Origin of the sequence: Roseinatronobacter sp. (assembly GCF_051859525.1) — a bacterium.
Taxonomy (GTDB): Bacteria; Pseudomonadota; Alphaproteobacteria; order Rhodobacterales; family Rhodobacteraceae; genus Roseinatronobacter.
Genome location: NZ_JBHYFM010000004.1, coordinates 60985 through 79346, shown reverse-complemented (window position 1 = coordinate 79346; position 18362 = coordinate 60985). Strand labels below are relative to the sequence as shown.

Annotated in this window: 14 protein-coding genes; 3 read left to right on the top strand and 11 right to left on the bottom strand. The window is 62.1% G+C overall.

The window, feature by feature from the left end; genetic code table 11:
- The first annotated feature begins 58 nt into the window (after nt 1-58).
- From ACTIE1_RS05845 to ACTIE1_RS05835, 3 genes are read left to right on the top strand one after another with little or no spacing between them, the layout of a single operon-like run.
- Nucleotides 59-664, top strand: a complete 606-nt coding sequence (locus ACTIE1_RS05845) for an ImuA family protein (protein WP_439561375.1) — start codon at nt 59-61, stop codon at nt 662-664.
- Nucleotides 579-2042: a Y-family DNA polymerase gene (locus tag ACTIE1_RS05840; protein WP_439561376.1), complete on the top strand. Its 1464-nt coding sequence runs from the start codon at nt 579-581 to the stop codon at nt 2040-2042. The genes ACTIE1_RS05845 and ACTIE1_RS05840 overlap by 86 nt, the downstream gene beginning before the upstream one ends.
- Nucleotides 2039-5344 (top strand): error-prone DNA polymerase, encoded by a 3306-nt coding sequence (locus ACTIE1_RS05835; protein ID WP_439561377.1) that lies wholly within the window; start codon nt 2039-2041, stop codon nt 5342-5344. The genes ACTIE1_RS05840 and ACTIE1_RS05835 overlap by 4 nt, the downstream gene beginning before the upstream one ends.
- A gap of 154 nt (nt 5345-5498) precedes the next feature.
- Here ACTIE1_RS05835 and ACTIE1_RS05830 read toward each other — a convergent pair whose 3' ends face one another.
- From ACTIE1_RS05830 to ACTIE1_RS05780, 11 genes are all read right to left on the bottom strand, one after another.
- Nucleotides 5499-7742, bottom strand: coding sequence for a xanthine dehydrogenase family protein molybdopterin-binding subunit (locus ACTIE1_RS05830; RefSeq protein ID WP_439561378.1), 2244 nt, complete (start codon nt 7740-7742; stop codon nt 5499-5501).
- Between the two features lie 3 nt (nt 7743-7745).
- Complete coding sequence (locus ACTIE1_RS05825; protein ID WP_439561557.1) at nt 7746-8207, bottom strand: (2Fe-2S)-binding protein; 462 nt, start codon at nt 8205-8207, stop codon at nt 7746-7748.
- A 142-nt stretch (nt 8208-8349) separates the two neighbouring features.
- Nucleotides 8350-9297 carry a ribosome small subunit-dependent GTPase A gene (rsgA, locus tag ACTIE1_RS05820; protein ID WP_439563296.1) on the bottom strand — a complete coding sequence of 316 codons (948 nt, stop codon included), beginning with the start codon at nt 9295-9297 and terminating at the stop codon, nt 8350-8352.
- 213 nt (nt 9298-9510) lie between these two features.
- Entirely contained in the window at nt 9511-10449 is a 939-nt protein-coding gene (locus tag ACTIE1_RS05815) for an ABC transporter permease (RefSeq protein ID WP_439561380.1), read from the bottom strand.
- A 66-nt stretch (nt 10450-10515) separates the two neighbouring features.
- Nucleotides 10516-12078 (bottom strand): ABC transporter substrate-binding protein, encoded by a 1563-nt coding sequence (locus tag ACTIE1_RS05810; protein ID WP_439561381.1) that lies wholly within the window; start codon nt 12076-12078, stop codon nt 10516-10518.
- Nucleotides 12079-12222: 144 nt separating this feature from the next.
- The gene (locus tag ACTIE1_RS05805; RefSeq protein WP_439561382.1) at nt 12223-13260 is read right to left on the bottom strand and encodes an ABC transporter ATP-binding protein; all 1038 of its coding nucleotides are present in this window, start codon (nt 13258-13260) and stop codon (nt 12223-12225) included.
- On the bottom strand, nt 13257-14162 hold the full coding sequence (locus ACTIE1_RS05800; protein ID WP_439561383.1) for an ABC transporter permease: 906 nt from the start codon (nt 14160-14162) through the stop codon (nt 13257-13259). Before ACTIE1_RS05800 ends, ACTIE1_RS05805 begins: the two co-directional genes overlap by 4 nt.
- Entirely contained in the window at nt 14159-15232 is a 1074-nt protein-coding gene (locus ACTIE1_RS05795) for an ABC transporter ATP-binding protein (RefSeq protein WP_439561384.1), read from the bottom strand. Before ACTIE1_RS05795 ends, ACTIE1_RS05800 begins: the two co-directional genes overlap by 4 nt.
- 46 nt (nt 15233-15278) lie before the next feature.
- On the bottom strand, nt 15279-15671 hold the full coding sequence (locus ACTIE1_RS05790; RefSeq protein WP_439561385.1) for a RidA family protein: 393 nt from the start codon (nt 15669-15671) through the stop codon (nt 15279-15281).
- A 59-nt stretch (nt 15672-15730) separates the two neighbouring features.
- Nucleotides 15731-16783, bottom strand: a complete 1053-nt coding sequence (locus ACTIE1_RS05785; protein WP_439561386.1) for an alanine racemase — start codon at nt 16781-16783, stop codon at nt 15731-15733.
- On the bottom strand, nt 16783-18252 hold the full coding sequence (locus ACTIE1_RS05780; RefSeq protein WP_439561387.1) for a M81 family metallopeptidase: 1470 nt from the start codon (nt 18250-18252) through the stop codon (nt 16783-16785). Before ACTIE1_RS05780 ends, ACTIE1_RS05785 begins: the two co-directional genes overlap by 1 nt.
- Between the last annotated feature and the right edge of the window lie 110 nt (nt 18253-18362).

The window sequence follows — 18362 nt, the reverse complement described above, 5'->3', positions numbered from 1 at the left end:
CCGCCCGTTTCACACCCACAGGCATAAACGGATATGACCATTTGAAACGGCCGGTCCCATGCCATATATTCACCCTATGTTCTGCAATCTGCCCGCGTCATTCCTGCTGCGCAGCGGCCGCGTCCATGAAGTGTATGGCGCGGGGGCCACCGCTTTTGCCGCCGTTCAGGCCGCAAGGTTGGAGGGGGCCGTGCTGTGGGTGTGCGAAGGCAGGCAAGGCAGCGCGCCACATCCGCCCGGTCTGGCCGCGATGATGGACCCCGCGCGCCTGCTTCTGGCCAGCACCGACAACCAGACAGACACCCTTGCCGTGGCCGAAGAATCGCTTAAGGACGGGGCCGCGCCCTTGGTTGTGATCGCGACCACCCGCGCGCTGGACCTGCGCGAAGGGCGCAGGCTGCAACTGGCCGCCCGCGCAGGAAACACCACAGGCTTGTGCATTATCCCCGAAGGAATGGGGTCCAATGCCGCAGAAACACGCTGGCACGCGGCCCCTGTGCTGGATGTGAACAGAAGCGACTCGACTCTGATGCGTTGGGAAATTATCAAGAACAAATCAGGAACAATCGGGGCCTGGCATGTTCGATGGGATTCAGAAACGCGTCATTTGCATATGGTTCCCCCGACTGGCGACAGATCGGGTTTTGCGGACACATCCGGTTGACGGACCTTTCGCGCTGACCTTGCGGCAGGACAACAGTGAACGGCTGTATTGTGTGAACGCGCTTGCCGAACAGGCGGGGCTGCATCGCGGCATGTCACTGGCTGATGCGCGCGCCTTTTGCCCCGATCTGGTGTGCCACCCCGCGCGCCCTGATCTGGATGCGCATTTTCTGGCCACGCTGCGACGCTGGGCCATGCGCTGGTGCCCTTGGGTGGGGCATGACGGCACGGACGGGCTGGTGCTGGATATCAGCGGATCAGCCCATCTGTGGGGGGGCGAGGGGGCGCTGCTGGCGCGCATGCGCGCGCGGCTGGACACGGCCGGGCTGGAGGGGCGGCTGGGGCTGGGCTGCACGCGCGGGGCGGCATGGGCGCGGGCGCATTACGGCACGCAGGCCGAACAGCCGCTGGACACATTGCCAGTGGCCGCGCTGCGGCTGGACAATGCCACCAGCACCGCGCTGCAACGGCTGGGGCTGCGCACCATCAGTGACCTGTCACGCACCGCGCGCGCACCGCTGGCTCGCCGCTTTGGCCCTGACCTGATGATGCGGCTGGATCAGGCGCTTGGCCATATGCCCGAACCCGTCACCCCCGAAGCTGCGCCGCCGCATTACGGCGTGCGCCTGACCCTGCCTGACCCCATTGGTCTGGTTGCCGATGTGATGGCCGCAACTGGCCGCCTGCTGGACGCGCTATGCGCCAAACTGCACGCCCAAGGCACCGGCGCGCGCGCATTGGTGCTGACCTTGCGGCGGGTGGATCAGGGCAGCCAGCAGGTGGAATTACGGCTGGCCACCGCCATGCGCGACGCGGCCCGCATTCTGCCCCTGTTTGAACGCGGCATCACTACGGTCGAGGCCGGTTTCGGCATTGACCAGCTGCGGCTGGAGGCCACACATGTCGAACCGCTTGCCGTGCAGCAGGCCGGACTGGCCGCCAGACCCCAAGGCCCCGACCGGCTGGCCGATCTTGTCACCCGCATCGGCACCCGTATCGGGCTGGAAAATGTGCGGCGGTTTCTGCCCGCCGACAGCCACATCCCCGAACGCAGTTTCCTGATTGCCCCCGCCGCCTACAGCGCGCCCGCAACGGGCTGGCGCAGCGCCACGCCCCGCCCGCTGCACCTGTTCGCGCCCGAAGCCATTGCCGCCACAGGCCCCACACCGCCTGCGCGGTTTCGCTGGCGGCGCATGCATCTGCACACGGCCCGCGCCATCGGGCCGGAACGTATTGCGCCCGAATGGTGGTTCGATGACCCGGACTGGCGGACAGGTCTGCGCGATTACTGGTGTGTTCATACCCGTCAGGGCCGCAGGCTATGGCTGTTTCACACCCCCCAAACCCCCGGCTGGTATGTGCAGGGTGAATTCGCATGAGTTATGCCGAATTATGCGTGACATCGAATTTCACCTTTCTGACGGGCGCGTCGCATCCCGAAGAACTGGTTTTGCGCGCCGCCGAACTGGGGCTGGCGGCCATTGCCATCACCGACCGCAATTCGCTGGCGGGTGTGGTGCGCGCATGGTCGGCCCTGAAAACCCTGCGCAAGGATGCGGCCAAGGACCTGCCGGTGCGGTCCGCCACGCGCATGGACGCATCATCACGTCAACAGGTTTCAGCACATGAACTGCCCCATGCCGACCTGCCGACGCTGCCAAAGCTGATTGTGGGTGCACGGCTGGTGCTGCACGATTGCGCAGTGGACTGGGTTGCCCTGCCCACCGACCGCGCGGCCTATCACCGGCTGGCGCGGTTGCTGACACAGGGCAAGCGCCGCGCGCCCAAGGCGGGCTGTCACCTGACATTGCGCGACCTTGAAACCGGCTGTCAGGGCATGATCCTGATCGCCCTGCCCCCCATGGAACTGGCACAGGCCACGGCCCCGCTGAAGGCCCTGCAATCGCGCTATCCCGGTCAGGTGTTTCTGGGCGCGACCCCGCGCTATGATGGCAGCGATCAGGCGTGGTTTGATGCCTGCGCGCGTCTGGCCTTGCGCGCCAGCACGCCCATGGTGGCGCTGGGCGATGTGCTGATGCACCGCGCCGCGCGCCGCCCGCTGGCCGATGTGCTGACCTGCCTGCGCGAAGGCATCACCATTGACCGGATCGGCACCCGCGCCCTGCCCAATGCGGAACGCCGCCTGAAGGGCCATGCAGATATGGCGCGCCTGTATCGCAACCACCCTGCCGCGATCCGGCGCACACTGGACATTGCGGCGCGCTGCGCCTTCGATCTGGGGCAGCTAAGTTATGACTACCCTGACGAGGTGGCGCAGGGCGAAGCCCCGCAAGCGCGGCTGGAACGGCTGGCGCGCGACGGCATGGCGCGGCGCTACCCGCAAGGTGCCCCCCAGCGGGTGCAGGGGCTGATGGCCAAGGAACTGGCGCTGGTGGCAGACCTGAACTATGCCGCCTATTTCCTGACAGTGCATGACATTGTGGCCTATGCCCGCGCGCGCGGCATTCTGTGTCAGGGGCGCGGGTCTGCGGCAAATTCCATCCTGTGCTACCTGCTGGGCATCACTGATGTCAGCCCCGACATGATTGGCATGGTGGTCGAACGCTTCATTTCACGCCACCGCGCCGAACCGCCCGATATTGACGTGGATTTCGAACATGAACGCCGAGAGGAGGTGATTCAGTGGATATATGACCGCTACACCCGCGACCGCGCCGGCCTGTGCGCCACGGTCATCCATTTCCGCACCCGCGCCGCCATCCGCGAGGTGGGCAAGGTCATGGGGCTAAGCGCCGATGTCACCACCGCGCTGTCAGGCCAGATCTGGGGCCATTCCAACAGCGGCGCGGACCCTGCGCGCCTGCGCGAACTGGGGCTGGACCCGCGCGACAGCCGCCTGTCACTGACCCTGCGCCTGATCGGGGAAATTATCGGCTTTCCCCGCCATCTTAGCCAGCATGTCGGCGGGTTTGTCATTACCAAAGGCCGGCTTGACGAATTATGCCCCATTGAGAACGCCGCGATGGAGGGGCGCACTGTCATCGAATGGGACAAGGATGATATTGACGCGCTGGGCATCCTGAAGGTTGATATCCTGTCACTGGGCATGCTGACCTGCATTCGCAAGGCGTTCGAGTTGCTGAAAACCCATGAACACAACCGCCTGACGCTGGACAGCGTGCCACAAGAAGACCCCGCCACCTATGACATGCTGTGCCGCGCCGATGCGGTGGGCGTGTTTCAGGTGGAAAGCCGCGCGCAGATGAATTTCCTGCCCCGCATGCGGCCACGCACATTCTATGATCTGGTGATCGAGGTGGCCATTGTGCGCCCCGGCCCCATTCAGGGCGGCATGGTCAAACCCTATATCCGCCGCCGTCAGGGGCTGGAATCCCCCGAACCCTTTGGCCCCGCGCTGGAACAGGTCACGCGGAAAACGCTGGGCGTGCCGCTGTTTCAGGAACAGGCCATGCAGATTGCCGTTGTGGGCGCGGGCTACACCGCAGAAGAGGCCGACCATCTGCGCCGGTCGCTGGCATCCTTCCGGCGCATGGGCACGATTGGCAAGCATAAGGACCGTTTCATCAACGGCATGCTGGCAAACGGCTATGCCCGCGACGTGGCCGAGGCCTGCTTTGCCCAGATCGAAGGCTTTGCCGATTACGGTTTTCCCGAAAGTCATGCCGCCGCCTTTGCCATGCTGACCTATGTGTCATCATGGCTGAAATGCCACCATCCGGCGGTTTTTGCCTGCGCGCTGCTGAACAGCCAGCCGATGGGGTTTTATGCCCCTGCGCAAATTGTGCGCGATGCGCGCGAACATGGTGTGGATGTGCGCCCGATCTGCGTGAACCATTCCGGATGGGATAATATTCTGGAACGGCGCGGCGATGGCGCGCTGGCGCTGCGGCTGGGGTTTCGCCAGATCAAGGGCTTCCGCAAGGAAGACGCGGACTGGATCGTGGCCGCCCGCGGCAATGGCTATCCCGACCCCGAAAGCCTGTGGTTGCGCGCCGGTGTGGCGCCTGCCGTGCTGGAACGTCTGGCAGAATCCGATGTTTTCATGGGTCAGGGCCTGACACGGCGCGCGGCCCTTTGGGCGGTGCGTGCCATCCGCGCGCCCGCGCCCCTGCCGCTTTTCGCCGACCCCATTGATGGCGAAGGGCTGCGCGAACCTGCTGTTTCCCTGCCCGCCATGCACTTGGGCGAGGAGATGGTGGAGGATTACATCGCCCTGCGCCTAAGCCTGCGCGCCCATCCTATGGAATTGCTGCGCCCCGCCATGGGCACCCTGACCCCGCATGACCGGCTTGTTACAGTGCCCCTTGGGCGCATGTCGGTCTGCGGTCTGGTCATCACCCGCCAGCGCCCCGGCACAGCGTCCGGTGTCATTTTCCTGACGTTGGAGGATGAAACCGGCGTGTGCAATGTTGTCGTCTGGCCAAAAACCTATGCGCGGTTCCGGCGGGTTGTCATGGGGGGGCGGTTGCTGCGTGTCACAGGGCGGCTGGAACGCGAAGGGGCAGTTGCACATCTGATTGCCGATCAGATCGACGATATGTCGCATCAATTATCCGACCTTGGCCACCCGATGGATCACGACATTGGGCTGACCGCCCCGCAGGCCGATGATGCACCGCGCCCGCCCCGCTATCCGCCCCGCGCCCACCACCCGCGCGAACAGGCCAAGCGCCTGTTCCCAAGCCGCGATTTCCATTGATCGTGTCGGCACGGATGACGCCCCGCGCGATCGGCGGGTCGGGGTCTGCCGATCCGGCGTTACAGAAGTTCACTTTATGCAGGCGGCATATTCCCGCCCCTCAAGGAGTGAAGCACCATCAGGGCAATCGGCATCACACCAGCCCACCCGAATATCAGGCAAACTGCATGCCCTTGCTGAAAGGCATTTCACGCAATCGCGTTCCGGTCGCGGCAAATATCGCATTGCCAAGGGCGGGGGCGGCCGCGCAGGTCGCAGGCTCGCCCAAGCCCCGAACATGATCCCCCTGCCCCAGCAGCCGAACCTCCAGCCGCGGGGTCTGATACAGTTGCAGGCCGCGAAAGCGGTCGAAATTCACCTGCACCGGCGCGTGATCCTGATAGGTCAGCTCGGCCTCCATCGCATGCCCCAACCCCCATAAAAAGCTGCCTGTGACCTGCGCTTCGGCATTGACGGGATCGTAAACTGTGCCGCATTCCCCCGCAATCCATGCCTGCTCGATCCTGATGCCTGCATCCGTCATGGCAACATCAACCACAGCGGCAATGGGCACACCATGCGCATAGGCATAGGCCACCCCGCGCCCGCGCCCGTTACCCAACTGCGGCCCCGACCAGCCCGACATTTCGCCCGCCGCTTCCAGCACGCGCCGCGAGTCGGGATGCGTGATCAGGCGCAAGCGTTCTTCCAGCGGATCGGCGCCCGCCTCGTGGATCAACTCGTCCAGAAAACAGTCATGGAAAAACGTATTGGCGCAGGCACCGGGCGCACGCCATGACCCGACAGGCACCAAAGGCGGTGCCTTGAAGCCGGTCACGCGGTAATGCGGAATGGCGAAGGGCTGGTCATACGCCCCCAGCACAATCAGCGCATCAGGACCGGGGGGCGCGAACATGATACGCCCGAACCAGCTGTCCACCACAGACGGGCTGATCGCATCCATATCGAAGGCATGGACACGTCCGCCCTGCACTGCCCCGCGCATCCGCGCCAGATGCATCGGGCGGGGGAAATCATGGGTCATGTCCTCTTCGCGGGTCAGGGTCGTCTGAACGGGTGTGCCGGGCTGCGTCATCGCAAGTTCAATGGCGGGCAGGACATAATCGATATCCAGCCGCCGCCCGAAACTGCCACCGGCATGCAACAGATGCAGCGTCACCGCATCGCGCGGCAGCCCCGCCAGTTCTGCCGCCTTGTCGCGCAGCACGGCGGGCACCTGCGTTGCCGTCCAGATTTCCAGCCGTTGGGGGGTATACAGCACAGTTGCGCTTAGCGGCTCAAGGCCCGCATGTGCCAGAAAGGGGGCGCGGTATTCGACACCCAACGCCTGCGATTGTGCCAGCGCATCCTCGACCTTGCCATCATTGCGAAGGCGGCTGTTGCGGTTGGCGCGGGTTCCCGCCCCTTCCAGCACACGCCACATATCCGCCGATGTGGCGGGATAGTCGGGCGCCCCCCAGCTGATTTCAACCGCCTGTGCGGCGTTGAACGCGCGCCATGTATTGTCGGCAATCACACCAATCCCGCCCGATACCGGCACCACAGCGCGCACCCCTTGCATGGCCCGCGCTGCGGTGTCATCCACCGACAGTACGGCCCCGCCAATGCCGGGGTTGCGCCGGATCGTGGCAAACAGCATATCGGGCAGACGCACATCAATACCGTATGTCATGGCCCCAGTGGATTTCGCGACAATATCGGTGCGCCGCACCGGCGTTCCCAGCAAGCGCCACTGCGCAGGCATGCGCAATGGCACATCCTCTATCAAATCCAGCTTGGCGGCATCAGCGGCAAGCTCGGTATAGGGAATGCGCGTCTCATCAGGCAGGATGACCGCGCCATTATTCGTGCGCAGATCGCCGCGCGCCAGTCCCATACGGTTGGCCGCGGCCTGTTTCAGGGTTTCACGCGCATTCGCCCCCGCCTGACGCAAGGCCAGATGCAGATCAGCGGTTGATGTCGACCCGCCCGTGAACTGCAACCCCATGACCCGCGCACCAGCCGCCGCGCCTGCCCGCGCGACACGCGCGATGGCCCCATCATGGTAATGCGGGAACGGCACGCCATCAGCGGCCAGCGCGGCATTATGATAGGCCGCATGCGGCTGGCCGGGGTCCAGCCGCGCGGTATGCGGGTCTATGTCCAGTTCTTCCGCGATCAGATGTGCCTGCAACGATTCAATGCCCTGCCCGATATCGGCACGCGGCACGATCAGGGTAATGCCACCTTCAGTAATCATGACAAACGGCGTCAACGCGGCTTCGCCTTCGCCGATCTGGTCCAGCAACGGGTTCGGAACGGGGCGCGCCACAGTATAGGCCCCGAAAGCGACACCGCCCGCAATGGCCACAGACCCGATCAGGAATGTGCGGCGGGCAATCGTTTTTGTGCGGCCCATGCGCTACCCCTCCCGCAGTATGGTGGCGGCGTCATGGATGGCGGCGCGAATGCGCGGATAGGTGGCGCACCGGCACAGATTGCCCGACATGGCATCGTCAATATCCGCATCCGACGGGGCGGGGTTGCGCGCCAGCAGGTCGATGGCCTGCATGATCTGGCCGGACTGGCAATAGCCGCATTGCGCGACCTGATGGGAAATCCACGCGGTCTGCACCGGATGCAGCGCCCCGTTGCCATCTGCCAGCCCCTCGATCGTGGTGACCGGCCCCCACACATCGGCCACTGGCAGTTGACACGACCGCACCGCTTCGCCGTCCACATGCACTGTGCAGGCCCCGCATTGCGCGATACCGCAGCCGTATTTCGGGCCGGTAATGTTCAGAACATCGCGCAGCACCCACAACAGCGGCATGTCCCCTTCGATATCCAGATCATGGGTTGTGCCATTCACCTGTAGCTGCATCGTCACCACTCCGAATCCAATTGAACGGACGCTACGGTGCCGCCCGCTTCAGTGCGATATGGGTTCAAAAGCGGGCAGTTCCACCGCAAAAGACAATCACGCTGCGTCACCGACCCAACTGGCTTGAACGGGATCAAGCGCCCTAGCGACGCTTGCCGGCAGGTTTCGTTGACCTATTGCCCCGCGGGCCAGTTTGCACAGGGGTGTTCATGCGGTTTTCATCCTGAAGCTTGCGCCACCGCGCCACGCGCGCGGCGTCCAGCACACCCGCCGCGACAGCCGCCTGAACCGCACATCCGGGTTCGTGGTCATGGGTGCAATCGCGAAACCGGCACTGGGGGGCCAGTTCGGTGATTTCGGCAAATAACTGCTCCAGTCCGGCCAGACTGTCGCCCATGTGAAGGGTGCGCATACCGGGTGTGTCGATCACCCAACCGCCGCCAACAACCGGATGCAGCGACCGCGACGTGGTTGTGTGGCGGCCCTTCGCATCGGCTTCGCGGATACTGCCGGTCAGTTGCGCATCATCGCCGGACTTGCCCGCAAGGGTGTTCAGCAGGGACGACTTGCCCACACCCGATGACCCGACAAGCGCCACAGTCTGCCCTTCGCCGCACCATGGCGCAAGTGCCGTGGCCGCGTCCGGTGTGGTTGCATTCACGGCCACAACCGCCAGCCCGCGTTGCAGCCCCGCGACCTGCGCCCTGAAGGGGGCAATGTCAGCAACCTGATCGGCCTTGGTCAGCACAATCACGGGATTGGTGCCCGCTTCATTCGCAAGGGCCAGATAGCGTTCCAGCCGTGCGGGGTTCAGGTCGTCATTGCATGATGTGGTAATGAACAAGGTGTCGACATTGGCCGCGATCAATTGCGGCATACGCCCCCCCTCAACGCGGCGGCGCAGCAGCGCGATACGGTCCAGCCTGCGCACCACCATTCTTGTGTCCGCGTCAACCAGCACCCAGTCACCCACGGCAAAATCAGCCGTATTGGCGCGCGGGGGCAACGCCAGCCGGACAGGCCCTTGCTGCGCAATGGCCGACATTCTGGACCGATGCACTGTGGCAATCCGCATGCGCGCCAAAGGCATTTCATCCGGTTGCACCTGATCATCAAAAAATGCCGACCACCCAAGGGCCGTCAGGGATATTGATGCTGGTTCCGAATGCTGTGTCACACCCATCTGAATGCGCGCTGGACAAAATGAATGCAAGCCCCAGAATAAACCGCAGGGCATATCGTCGCCGGACGTGAAACGGGGGCAGCACATGGCCGCCCCCGTTTGCGTAACTTTACCCGCAAGTCAGTCGTAGCGGATGCGCGGATCCAGAAGCGCATACAGCAAATCTGTCAGCAGGTTCACCAGAATGATCATCCCCGCCGTCAGCAGCAATATGCCCTGAATCATAGGGTAGTCCCGCCGCATGACGGAATCGACCACCAGACGGCCAATCCCCGGCAGGTTGAACACCACCTCGACCACAGCAGACCCTGCGACAAGTGACCCGATGGCCAGCCCGATCACGGTGACAATCGGGTTCAGCGCATTCCCGAAGGCATGTTTGCCCAGCACGACACCGCCCCGCAGCCCTTTGGCGCGGGCGGTCTGGACATAGTCCTGACGCATCACCTCCAACATGCTGGAACGTGTCATGCGCGCAATCAATGCCGCTTGCGAATAGCCCAGCGTGATGGCAGGCAACAACAGGCTACGAAACCCGCCCCATGCACTGGTTGTGTTGAACCCCTGCGCAGGTAACAGGCCAAGCGTCACCGAAAACAGCAATACCAGCAGCATGCCCAGCCAGAAATTGGGCATCGACACGCCGATGAACACGAAAATAGTGCTGAACCGGTCAACCGCGCCATTGGGGCGCAGCGCCGACAACAGCCCGACCGGAATGCCGACCACCAGCGCGATAATCATCGACAAGCCCGCCAGCCACAAGGTTACCGGCAGCGCATCCATGAAGGCGTCCAGCACGGGCCGGTTCTGGTGAAACGACACGCCCAGATTGCCGCGAAACACCTCTCCCAGCCAGAAGGTGAAGCGCGTCATCACGGGCTGGTCCAGCCCCAGCCGTTCGCGGACCCGGTCCACCTCATCTGGCGGCGCATCCGGAGAGACGTAGAACATTGCCGGATCACCGGGCGAAAGCTGGACCAGAAAGAAGGTGATCACACCGACAATCAGGATGATGGGAATTGTTCCCAGCAATCGGCGCAGAATATATGCGGTCATTGGTGCGCGCTCCTAAGGGGGTGGCCTGCCGATAATTTACCGGCAGGCCAATCGCGTGACTGGTGCTTATTCCTCGCGCCAGATATTCCAGAAAGACGCCGTGCTGTCATTCTCGGATATGTTGCGCAGGTTGCTGTTCGCGCCCATGATAACAAAGATATCGCCAGTCCATATCTCGTTGTTGAATTCGGCCTGAAGCTCGTAGAATTCCTGTGCGGCCAGTGCGCGGGCGTCCTGATCCTCGCCATTGATGGCGCGGTCCAGCACGTCATACCAGCCATCAGGCAGGTTCGGCCATGGGTCGCCGTTGCGGTCAACGCCACTGGAATCCAGATACCGCAGGCCCACAAGCGACCCGCCACCTGCGCCTTTCAACTCCCACGCGTCCAGATCACGGCGCACCGTGCCAAACGTGGCCGAGTCCAGATTTTCCATGCGCACATTCAGGCCCAGATCGCGCAGATACTGGTCCATGGCAGGGGCTTTTTCCCAACCGGTCGCACCGCCCGGAACCACCAGAAAGCGGATTTCCTCGCCCTGATATCCTGACTCCTCGACCAGTTGCTGGGCCAGTTCCATATCGTTGGGGAAATGGTGGGACTGGTCAATCCATGGCCATTGCGGTTCCTGAAAGCGCGGGGTGTTGTTCACGCGCCAGTAATCAGACGGGCCGAACCCCCACATAAGTTCTTCGGTGTCCAGACCGGCGCGCACCGCATCGCGCAACAGCGGATAATCCGCGAAAACACCGCCTGCGACATTGAACTTGAAATACACGCGCGCGCCTGGGCTAGTGGGGATCACTTGCGTGTTTTCTGCGGCAATCAGCCGGTCGGCTTCATCACCGGGGACCTGAATTGCCAGATCAACCTCGCCGGTCAGCAGGGCAGATACGCGCGTGGACGGGTCCGCAATATGGACAAAGTTCACTTCGTCAAAATAGGCGCAGCGCGGGCCGGCATTGTAGCTGGCCTCGCCCTCATGGCGGGTGTAGCCGTCGAAGCGTTCCAGCGTTGTGCGGATTTCGGGCACGATTTCCTTGACCATATACGGCCCTGTGCCGATCACCTGTTCTGCGCGGTCTGCACGGTCCGTGCCCAGTTCGCGCGCGATGTCGGCAGGCATGATGGCCCAAGCACCGGACATGGCCGAAATGGATTCCAGCAACGCCCCGTAAGGTTGCGACAGATGCACCGCAACGGTCAGTGCGTCCACCGCTTCGACACGGTCCACATCAGCCAGCTCGAACCGGCGCGACCCGACTTCGCTGTAGCGTTCCCATGATGCGACAACATCCTCGGCGTCCAGTGTCTTGCCGTTATGGAACTGCACCCCTTCGCGCAATGTGAATGTCCATGTCAGGCCGTCATCGCTGACCTGCCATTCGGTCGCCAGCGCGGGCTGTGGTGCCAGATTGGCGTCCAGCGCAACAAGCTGTTCATAGACGGCATTTCTGGGGGCGGTCGGTTCTTGTGTGATCATCATGTGATCCAGCGTCACCAGTGGCAGCGGCCCTGCGATATTCAGCACCCCGCCATAAGTCCCGTCACATGCGGCATGGGCCGCACCTGCAAATGCAATACCGCCTGCCAGAACGATCGCGCTGGTCGAATTCAAAAGATTCCTCATGTCATTCTCTCCCGTTGATGTTCATTTTGTATCTTAGCTTCACACTTTCGCAGATTTTTGGGGTCAATCAACATATTTTTGTATTTTAATTACAAATATGCCCGTCATTCCCCGATTGCCGTCTGCGGCCCCGACAATCTGTTCCTAACCCTGTGTTACCGTCTGTTGCAGGACTTGCGCAGAATGCCAGCACCGGACCTGACGGCCGCTCCCCGCCCCCTCCAGCGGCGGATCGGATGCATGGCATTTCTGGGTTGCGAAACTGCATCGCTCCGCGAATTTGCACCCTTCAATGCGGCCCATATCCGCCAGCGTAGGCACCAGACCCGGAATTGCCGCCAACTGGCCGCGCTGGGTCGCCAAATTTGGCGTCGAGCGCATCAGGCCAAGGGTGTAGGGATGCGCGGGGTTGGCAAACAAGTCCCTGACGGGGGCCTGTTCAACCACCCGCCCCGCATACATCACAACCACCCTGTCGGCCATTTCTGCCACAACACCCAGATCATGCGTAATCAGCAGCATCGCTGTGCCCAACTGGTCGCGCAAATCCCGCATCAGGTCCAGAATCTGCGCCTGAATGGTGACATCCAGCGCGGTGGTCGGTTCATCCGCAATCAGCAGGCGCGGGGTGGACAACAGCGCCATTGCGATCATCACGCGCTGCCGCATTCCACCGCTTAACTGATGCGGATAGGCATTCAACCGCCCCTTCGGGTCCGAAATGCCCACCTTGCGCAGCATGTCCAGCACATCTGCGCGCGCCTGCGATCTTCGCTGCGGATGATGGCGGTGAATAACTTCGGCCAGTTGGTGGCCGACGCGCAGAATAGGGTTCAGGGCGGTCAACGGCTCCTGAAAGATCATCGCCGCGCGATTGCCCCGAATATCCTCGATCTGGGCTTGGCTTTTTGTCAGCAAATCCTCGCCATCCAGCCGGACAGCGCCGCCCACAATCCGGCCCGGCGGTTCTGATATCAGGCGCAGCAATGACAGCGCAGTCACACTTTTGCCGCAACCGGATTCGCCCACCAAGGCCACCGTTTCCCCTGCCGCGATCGAAAAACTGACGCCATCGACAGCTTTCAGCACTGTGCCCTTGGCGCGGAAATGGGTTTGCAGGTTGTCAACGTCCAGCACATTGATGGCGGGATCTTGCCCTTGCGTTGCCTTGGCTGTGGTCATTTTCCGGCCTCCATACGGGGGTCAAGCATATCGCGCAGGCCATCGCCCATAATGTTCAGCCCCAGCACCGACACCATGATGAACAGCCCCGGAAAGGTCGTCATCCACCATGCATTGTGCAGATAGGACCGCCCGTCAGCCAGAATATTGCCCCAACTGGGCTGCGGCGGGGGCGTGCCCGCACCAACATAACTCAGGCCCGCTTCTGCAATAATGGCCAGCGCAAGAATGAACGTGGCCTGCACCATCAGCGGCGCCATGACATTGGGCAGGATATAGCGCCGGATAATCAGCCAGTCGCCCAAACCCACCGCCCGCGCGGATTCCACATAGGTTTCTTCGCGCACACTCAACACCTTGCCGCGCACCACCCGCGCCGTATGCGGAATGAAACTGATGGTCAGCGCGATAACAACATTCTGGGTGCTGGCCCCCAATGCGGCCACAATCGCAATCGCCAGCAGGATGGACGGGAATGTCATCAGCGCATCCATGAAACGCATGAACACCCCGTCAAGACGACGGAAATAGCCCGATACCAGCCCGATAAACGCCCCGATCAGCGTGGACAAAACCACCACGGCACCGCCCACCAGCACCGAAACGCGCGCGCCATATAATATGCGGCTGTAAATATCGCGGCCGTTATTGTCGGTTCCAAGCCAGTGTTCGGCCCCCGGCGGCATTAACCGCCCCGACATGCGCACGCGCAGCGGATCATGGGTTGCCAGCAACGGCGCGGCCACCGCGATGATGATGATCAACAGAACCAGGGCACCGCCAAACAATATGCGCCCGTTCAGACGCATCAGCCACGCGGGCGCGCCACGGTTTCCGGTTTCAGGCGGTTTTGACGTCATCGGGTCACCTTGTCGCACGGAATTGGGGTCCAGCGAAGTCATGTCGTCCCCCCTGTTGCGGTTTGCGGTGCTGGGGTTGGAATACCGGCAAGTTCCAGATCATCGGCCAGATGGCATGCAACAGTGCCCGACCTGCCGGAGGTGCGTGCCACAGGGCGCAATGATGGCACCTTGGTTCGGCAGATATCCTGCGCATAGGTGCAGCGCGGATGAAACGGGCAACCCTGCGGCGGGTTTGACGGGCTTGGCACGTCACCTGACAGGATCACCCTTGCGTCACGCTTCAAGGTGGGGTCAGGCACGGGAATGGCCGACAGCAACGCAGCCGTATAGGGGTGGCGGGGTTCTTCAAACAGGGCCGCCGTGTCGGCCAGTTCCACAATCCTGCCCAGATACATGACCGCCACACGGTCGCTGACATAGCGCACAACACTAAGATCATGCGATATAAACAGATATGTCAGGCCGAAATCCCGTTGCAGCTGCGACAACAGATTCAACACCTGCGCCTGAATGGACACATCCAGCGCCGAAATCGGTTCATCACAGACAATGAATTTCGGCTGCACCGCCAGGGCCCGCGCGATCCCGATGCGCTGGCGCTGGCCACCGCTGAATTCATGCGGGAACTTGTCCCGATGCGCGGGCGACAGGCCGACAATCTGCATCAATTCATCAACGCGGGCATCAACCTGCGCACGCCCGCGCACCAGTTTGTGAAACACAATCGGTTCTGCAATCAGGTCACGCACCCGCATGCGCGGGTTCAGTGACGAAAACGGGTCTTGAAAGATGATCTGCATGTCCCGCCGCAAGGCGCGCAGGGCGCGACTGTCAAGGCTACGGACATCACGCCCCTGAAAGGTAACACTGCCAGACGTTGCCTCGATCAGGCGCAGGATCAACCGCCCCGCCGTGCTTTTGCCACAGCCGGATTCACCGACAAGTGCCAGCGTTTCGCCCGGCTGGATGGACAGGGTCACATCCTCGACCGCGCGCACATGGCCGGTTGTGCGCTGCAACACACCCGATGTGATCGGGAAGTGCTTTTTCAAACCGGATATGCGCAGCAACGCACCCTCATCCACCGGCCTGTCCAAACCTTCTGTCATAGAATGTGCCCCCACCCTGTACATGCCTTCCGCGATATACGCGCCTTTATTTCGCCAGCGGCTTGTAAACGATCACATCAACCTCGACCTTGGCATCGACCATCAGCGTTGCCTGAACGGTTGACCGCGCAGGACCGCCGTTCGGGAAATATTCGGCATAGACGCGGTTGAAAGTCCAGAAATCGCGCGGATCATCCAGCCAGCAATTCGCCTTGACCACATCATCAAATGTGCATCCGGCCAGTTCCAGCACTGCCTTGAGGTTTTCCATGGTGCGCCGCGTCTGCGCCTCGATGCCGCCGGGTTCAATCTCGCCATTCTCTTTCATGGCGACCTGACCGGAAACATATATCACATCCCCCGCCCGCACGGCTGGCGAAAACGGCAAGGACTGGCCACCTGCGCCTGTGCGCGATACCCCGATGCGTTCCAGTGTCATCTTGTCACTCCTGTTATTTGGTTTGTCAGAATTATTGTTGCTTTGGTCAGGCGGGCCAGTCACCAGACCTGCCCGCGCGCGGTCACCTGCGTTTCCCCCTGCGGCACGCCTGCGCGCAGCAGCTGCACGCGGTCCAGCAGGTTTGCCACCACGCAGGCGTGGTTCGGAACAATACGCAGCCGGTCGCCAACCTTCAGCGCAACAGGATCGGCACGCAGAATGCCATGCTCCTCGGACAGGGCATTGATGCAAATATCAGGCCGTCCCAGAACATGCCCATGCCCCGTCAGGCCCAGCAGATCGGATGACAGCACCTTGCTGCCTGCATCGATCACGGCGCGGTCGGCGGCTGGCACGGACACAACTGTTGCCAGCACTGTCAGCGCACAGGAATCCCAGTCACACACCCCGCGCGCCACCAGCGAACGGTCATTATAAACATATGTCCCTGCCCGATATTCCGTAGGCCATGGCAAGGCTTGCACGGCCCACATATCTGGCGACCCGCCAGTTGAAATTACGGGAACCGACAGGCCCGCCGACTCGCAGGTTTGCGCTGCACGCGTCAACCAGCCGGCCACATCGCGCATCGCATTCGCAGGCGGATAAGTCATCAATCCGCCAAATCGCAAGCCCGGTGCCTGCGCGATGGTTTGCGCCAGCGCGCAGGCCGCATCGGGTGTCAGAACCCCGCAACGCCCCGCGCCCGTGTCACATTCGACCAGCACATCCAACGGCTGTGGCGCATCACTGAAGGCCCGCGACAGGCCCGCAACCACATCGCGGCTGTCAGCCGTGACGCGCAACTGCACGTTTTCAGCCAATGCGCGCAGGTCTGACAGCTTGCCCTTGCCGACAATGTTATAGGTAATCAGAATATCCGCAATCCCGCCTTGCGCGATCATCGCGCGGGCTTCGGACAACTTCTGGCATGTTATACCGACCGCGCCCGCCCTGATCTGGGCTTGGGCCAGCATTGGCAGTTTATGCGTCTTGATATGGGGGCGCACGGCCACACCGACGCGCGTTGCATGGGCCTGAAACCGGTCAATATTCGCTTGCGCAATATCCAGATCGACCAGCACGGCAGGGGTTGCGATCTGCCCGAACATCAGGCGTTCCCGTCCGTGCCATGCGGGTCATCCACCCTGGGCCAGATTGCGCGTGTCAGATGCTTGTAATCCGTGCGGCGCGGATCATTCGGATAAGGTCCGTCAACGGCGCAATACAAAATCTCTGATGCGACCGGCGCAAACGCCCCGTGAAAATGGTTCGTCGATTTCACAACCAATGCGCGCTTAGCCGCAATATCAATCCCCAGATTGGTGAACAAATCCGGCGAAAACGCCTGCGAGCGGGTGGAGTTCAGAACCACCTGAACACCTTGAAATTCAATCACCGCACTATCGCCCAACGGCACGACGGAGGCACCGAAACTTTGGACCGCATCGCGCTGCACGCGCACAACACGCACCACCGCATCAACCGGATCGCCAGCCACATCAGATGTCTTGCCCCCGAAACGCAGTTTCAACTGCGCCCCCTCGCCTGCCGCATGACATATACGCGCGGCCATAGGGTCCCAGATGGTGCCAAAGGCAATATCGCGCAACCCCATATCCAGCACCTGCCGCAAAATGATGGTGGAATCCCCCGGCACCCCGCCGCCCGGATTGTCCCAGACATCAGCAAGGACTACTGGCCAGCTACCGGATTTCGCCACCCTGTCCAGCGCGGCGGCAGGGTCCATAAAATCGGGGCGCGCGCGTCCGCGAAAGGTGAATAGCTCCTGCCCCAGTTTGCGCGCCAATGCATCCCCTGCCGCCTGCGCATCATCGGTAATGACCACCATCTTGACCCCCAGATCAGGGGAATCGCCAGCCATGAACCCGTGTATCACAGAAAGGGATAGCGCCGCGCCTTCATCCTCCAGTGCGCGCATACGGTCCACAAAACCGCGCATCGGTGCGCGGCTGGTCGGCAGCACATCAATCATGCGAACATCGAATACCGAAATCACCGGCCGGATTTCCCCGCGCGCGGCGCGCAGCGTCAGGTCCACACATGCAACGCCTGCTTCCACAAAATCGGTATGCGGGAATTCCTTGAACACTGTAATGATATCGGCGTTATCCACCCGCGCAGCGCTAAGGTGGCTATGCGGGTCGAAACTGGCCCCGATCTTGACATCTGGCCCCACAATCTTGCGGATTTCGGCCAGCAACTCGCCTTCGCAATCCACGCAATCTTGTGCAATCATTGCACCATGCAGCCCCAGAACCACGGCTTGCACCGGCATGGCTGCGCGCAACTGCCCCAGCACTTCGTCGCGCAAATGCGCCCATGTCTGCGCACTGACCAGACCGGCAGGTTCGGCCCATGTGGCGGTGCCTTCTACCAGCTCAATCTCACCGCGCCGCGCCCGCATGCGCAACTCAGGGAACACAGCGGAACATAATGTTGGCGTTTGCGGGTGCTGGCCGGGGGGGGCATAGAAACTTTCGTGAAAATCCGACAAATCCGTGCGCAGCGGCGAGAATGTGTTCGTCTCGGTTGCTATGGACGCACAGAACACTTTCATCAGCCAGTTCCCTTCCGGACTTATACGCGCCGAGCGCAAGCGTGACGCGCCGCATAATTTGTAATTGCGTTACATATATCAGCAATATTTGCGCAAACAAGCGTAATTTG

Coding starts and splice junctions, on each gene's coding strand:
- ACTIE1_RS05845 (WP_439561375.1), top strand. CDS start 59: ATGCCATATATTCACCCTATGTTCTGCAATCTGCCCGCGTCATTCCTG.
- ACTIE1_RS05840 (WP_439561376.1), top strand. CDS start 579: ATGTTCGATGGGATTCAGAAACGCGTCATTTGCATATGGTTCCCCCGA.
- ACTIE1_RS05835 (WP_439561377.1), top strand. CDS start 2,039: ATGAGTTATGCCGAATTATGCGTGACATCGAATTTCACCTTTCTGACG.
- ACTIE1_RS05830 (WP_439561378.1), bottom strand. CDS start 7,742: ATGGGCCGCACAAAAACGATTGCCCGCCGCACATTCCTGATCGGGTCT.
- ACTIE1_RS05825 (WP_439561557.1), bottom strand. CDS start 8,207: ATGCAGCTACAGGTGAATGGCACAACCCATGATCTGGATATCGAAGGG.
- rsgA (WP_439563296.1), bottom strand. CDS start 9,297: ATGCCTTTGGCGCGCATGCGGATTGCCACAGTGCATCGGTCCAGAATG.
- ACTIE1_RS05815 (WP_439561380.1), bottom strand. CDS start 10,449: ATGACCGCATATATTCTGCGCCGATTGCTGGGAACAATTCCCATCATC.
- ACTIE1_RS05810 (WP_439561381.1), bottom strand. CDS start 12,078: ATGAGGAATCTTTTGAATTCGACCAGCGCGATCGTTCTGGCAGGCGGT.
- ACTIE1_RS05805 (WP_439561382.1), bottom strand. CDS start 13,260: ATGACCACAGCCAAGGCAACGCAAGGGCAAGATCCCGCCATCAATGTG.
- ACTIE1_RS05800 (WP_439561383.1), bottom strand. CDS start 14,162: ATGACTTCGCTGGACCCCAATTCCGTGCGACAAGGTGACCCGATGACG.
- ACTIE1_RS05795 (WP_439561384.1), bottom strand. CDS start 15,232: ATGACAGAAGGTTTGGACAGGCCGGTGGATGAGGGTGCGTTGCTGCGC.
- ACTIE1_RS05790 (WP_439561385.1), bottom strand. CDS start 15,671: ATGACACTGGAACGCATCGGGGTATCGCGCACAGGCGCAGGTGGCCAG.
- ACTIE1_RS05785 (WP_439561386.1), bottom strand. CDS start 16,783: ATGTTCGGGCAGATCGCAACCCCTGCCGTGCTGGTCGATCTGGATATT.
- ACTIE1_RS05780 (WP_439561387.1), bottom strand. CDS start 18,252: ATGAAAGTGTTCTGTGCGTCCATAGCAACCGAGACGAACACATTCTCG.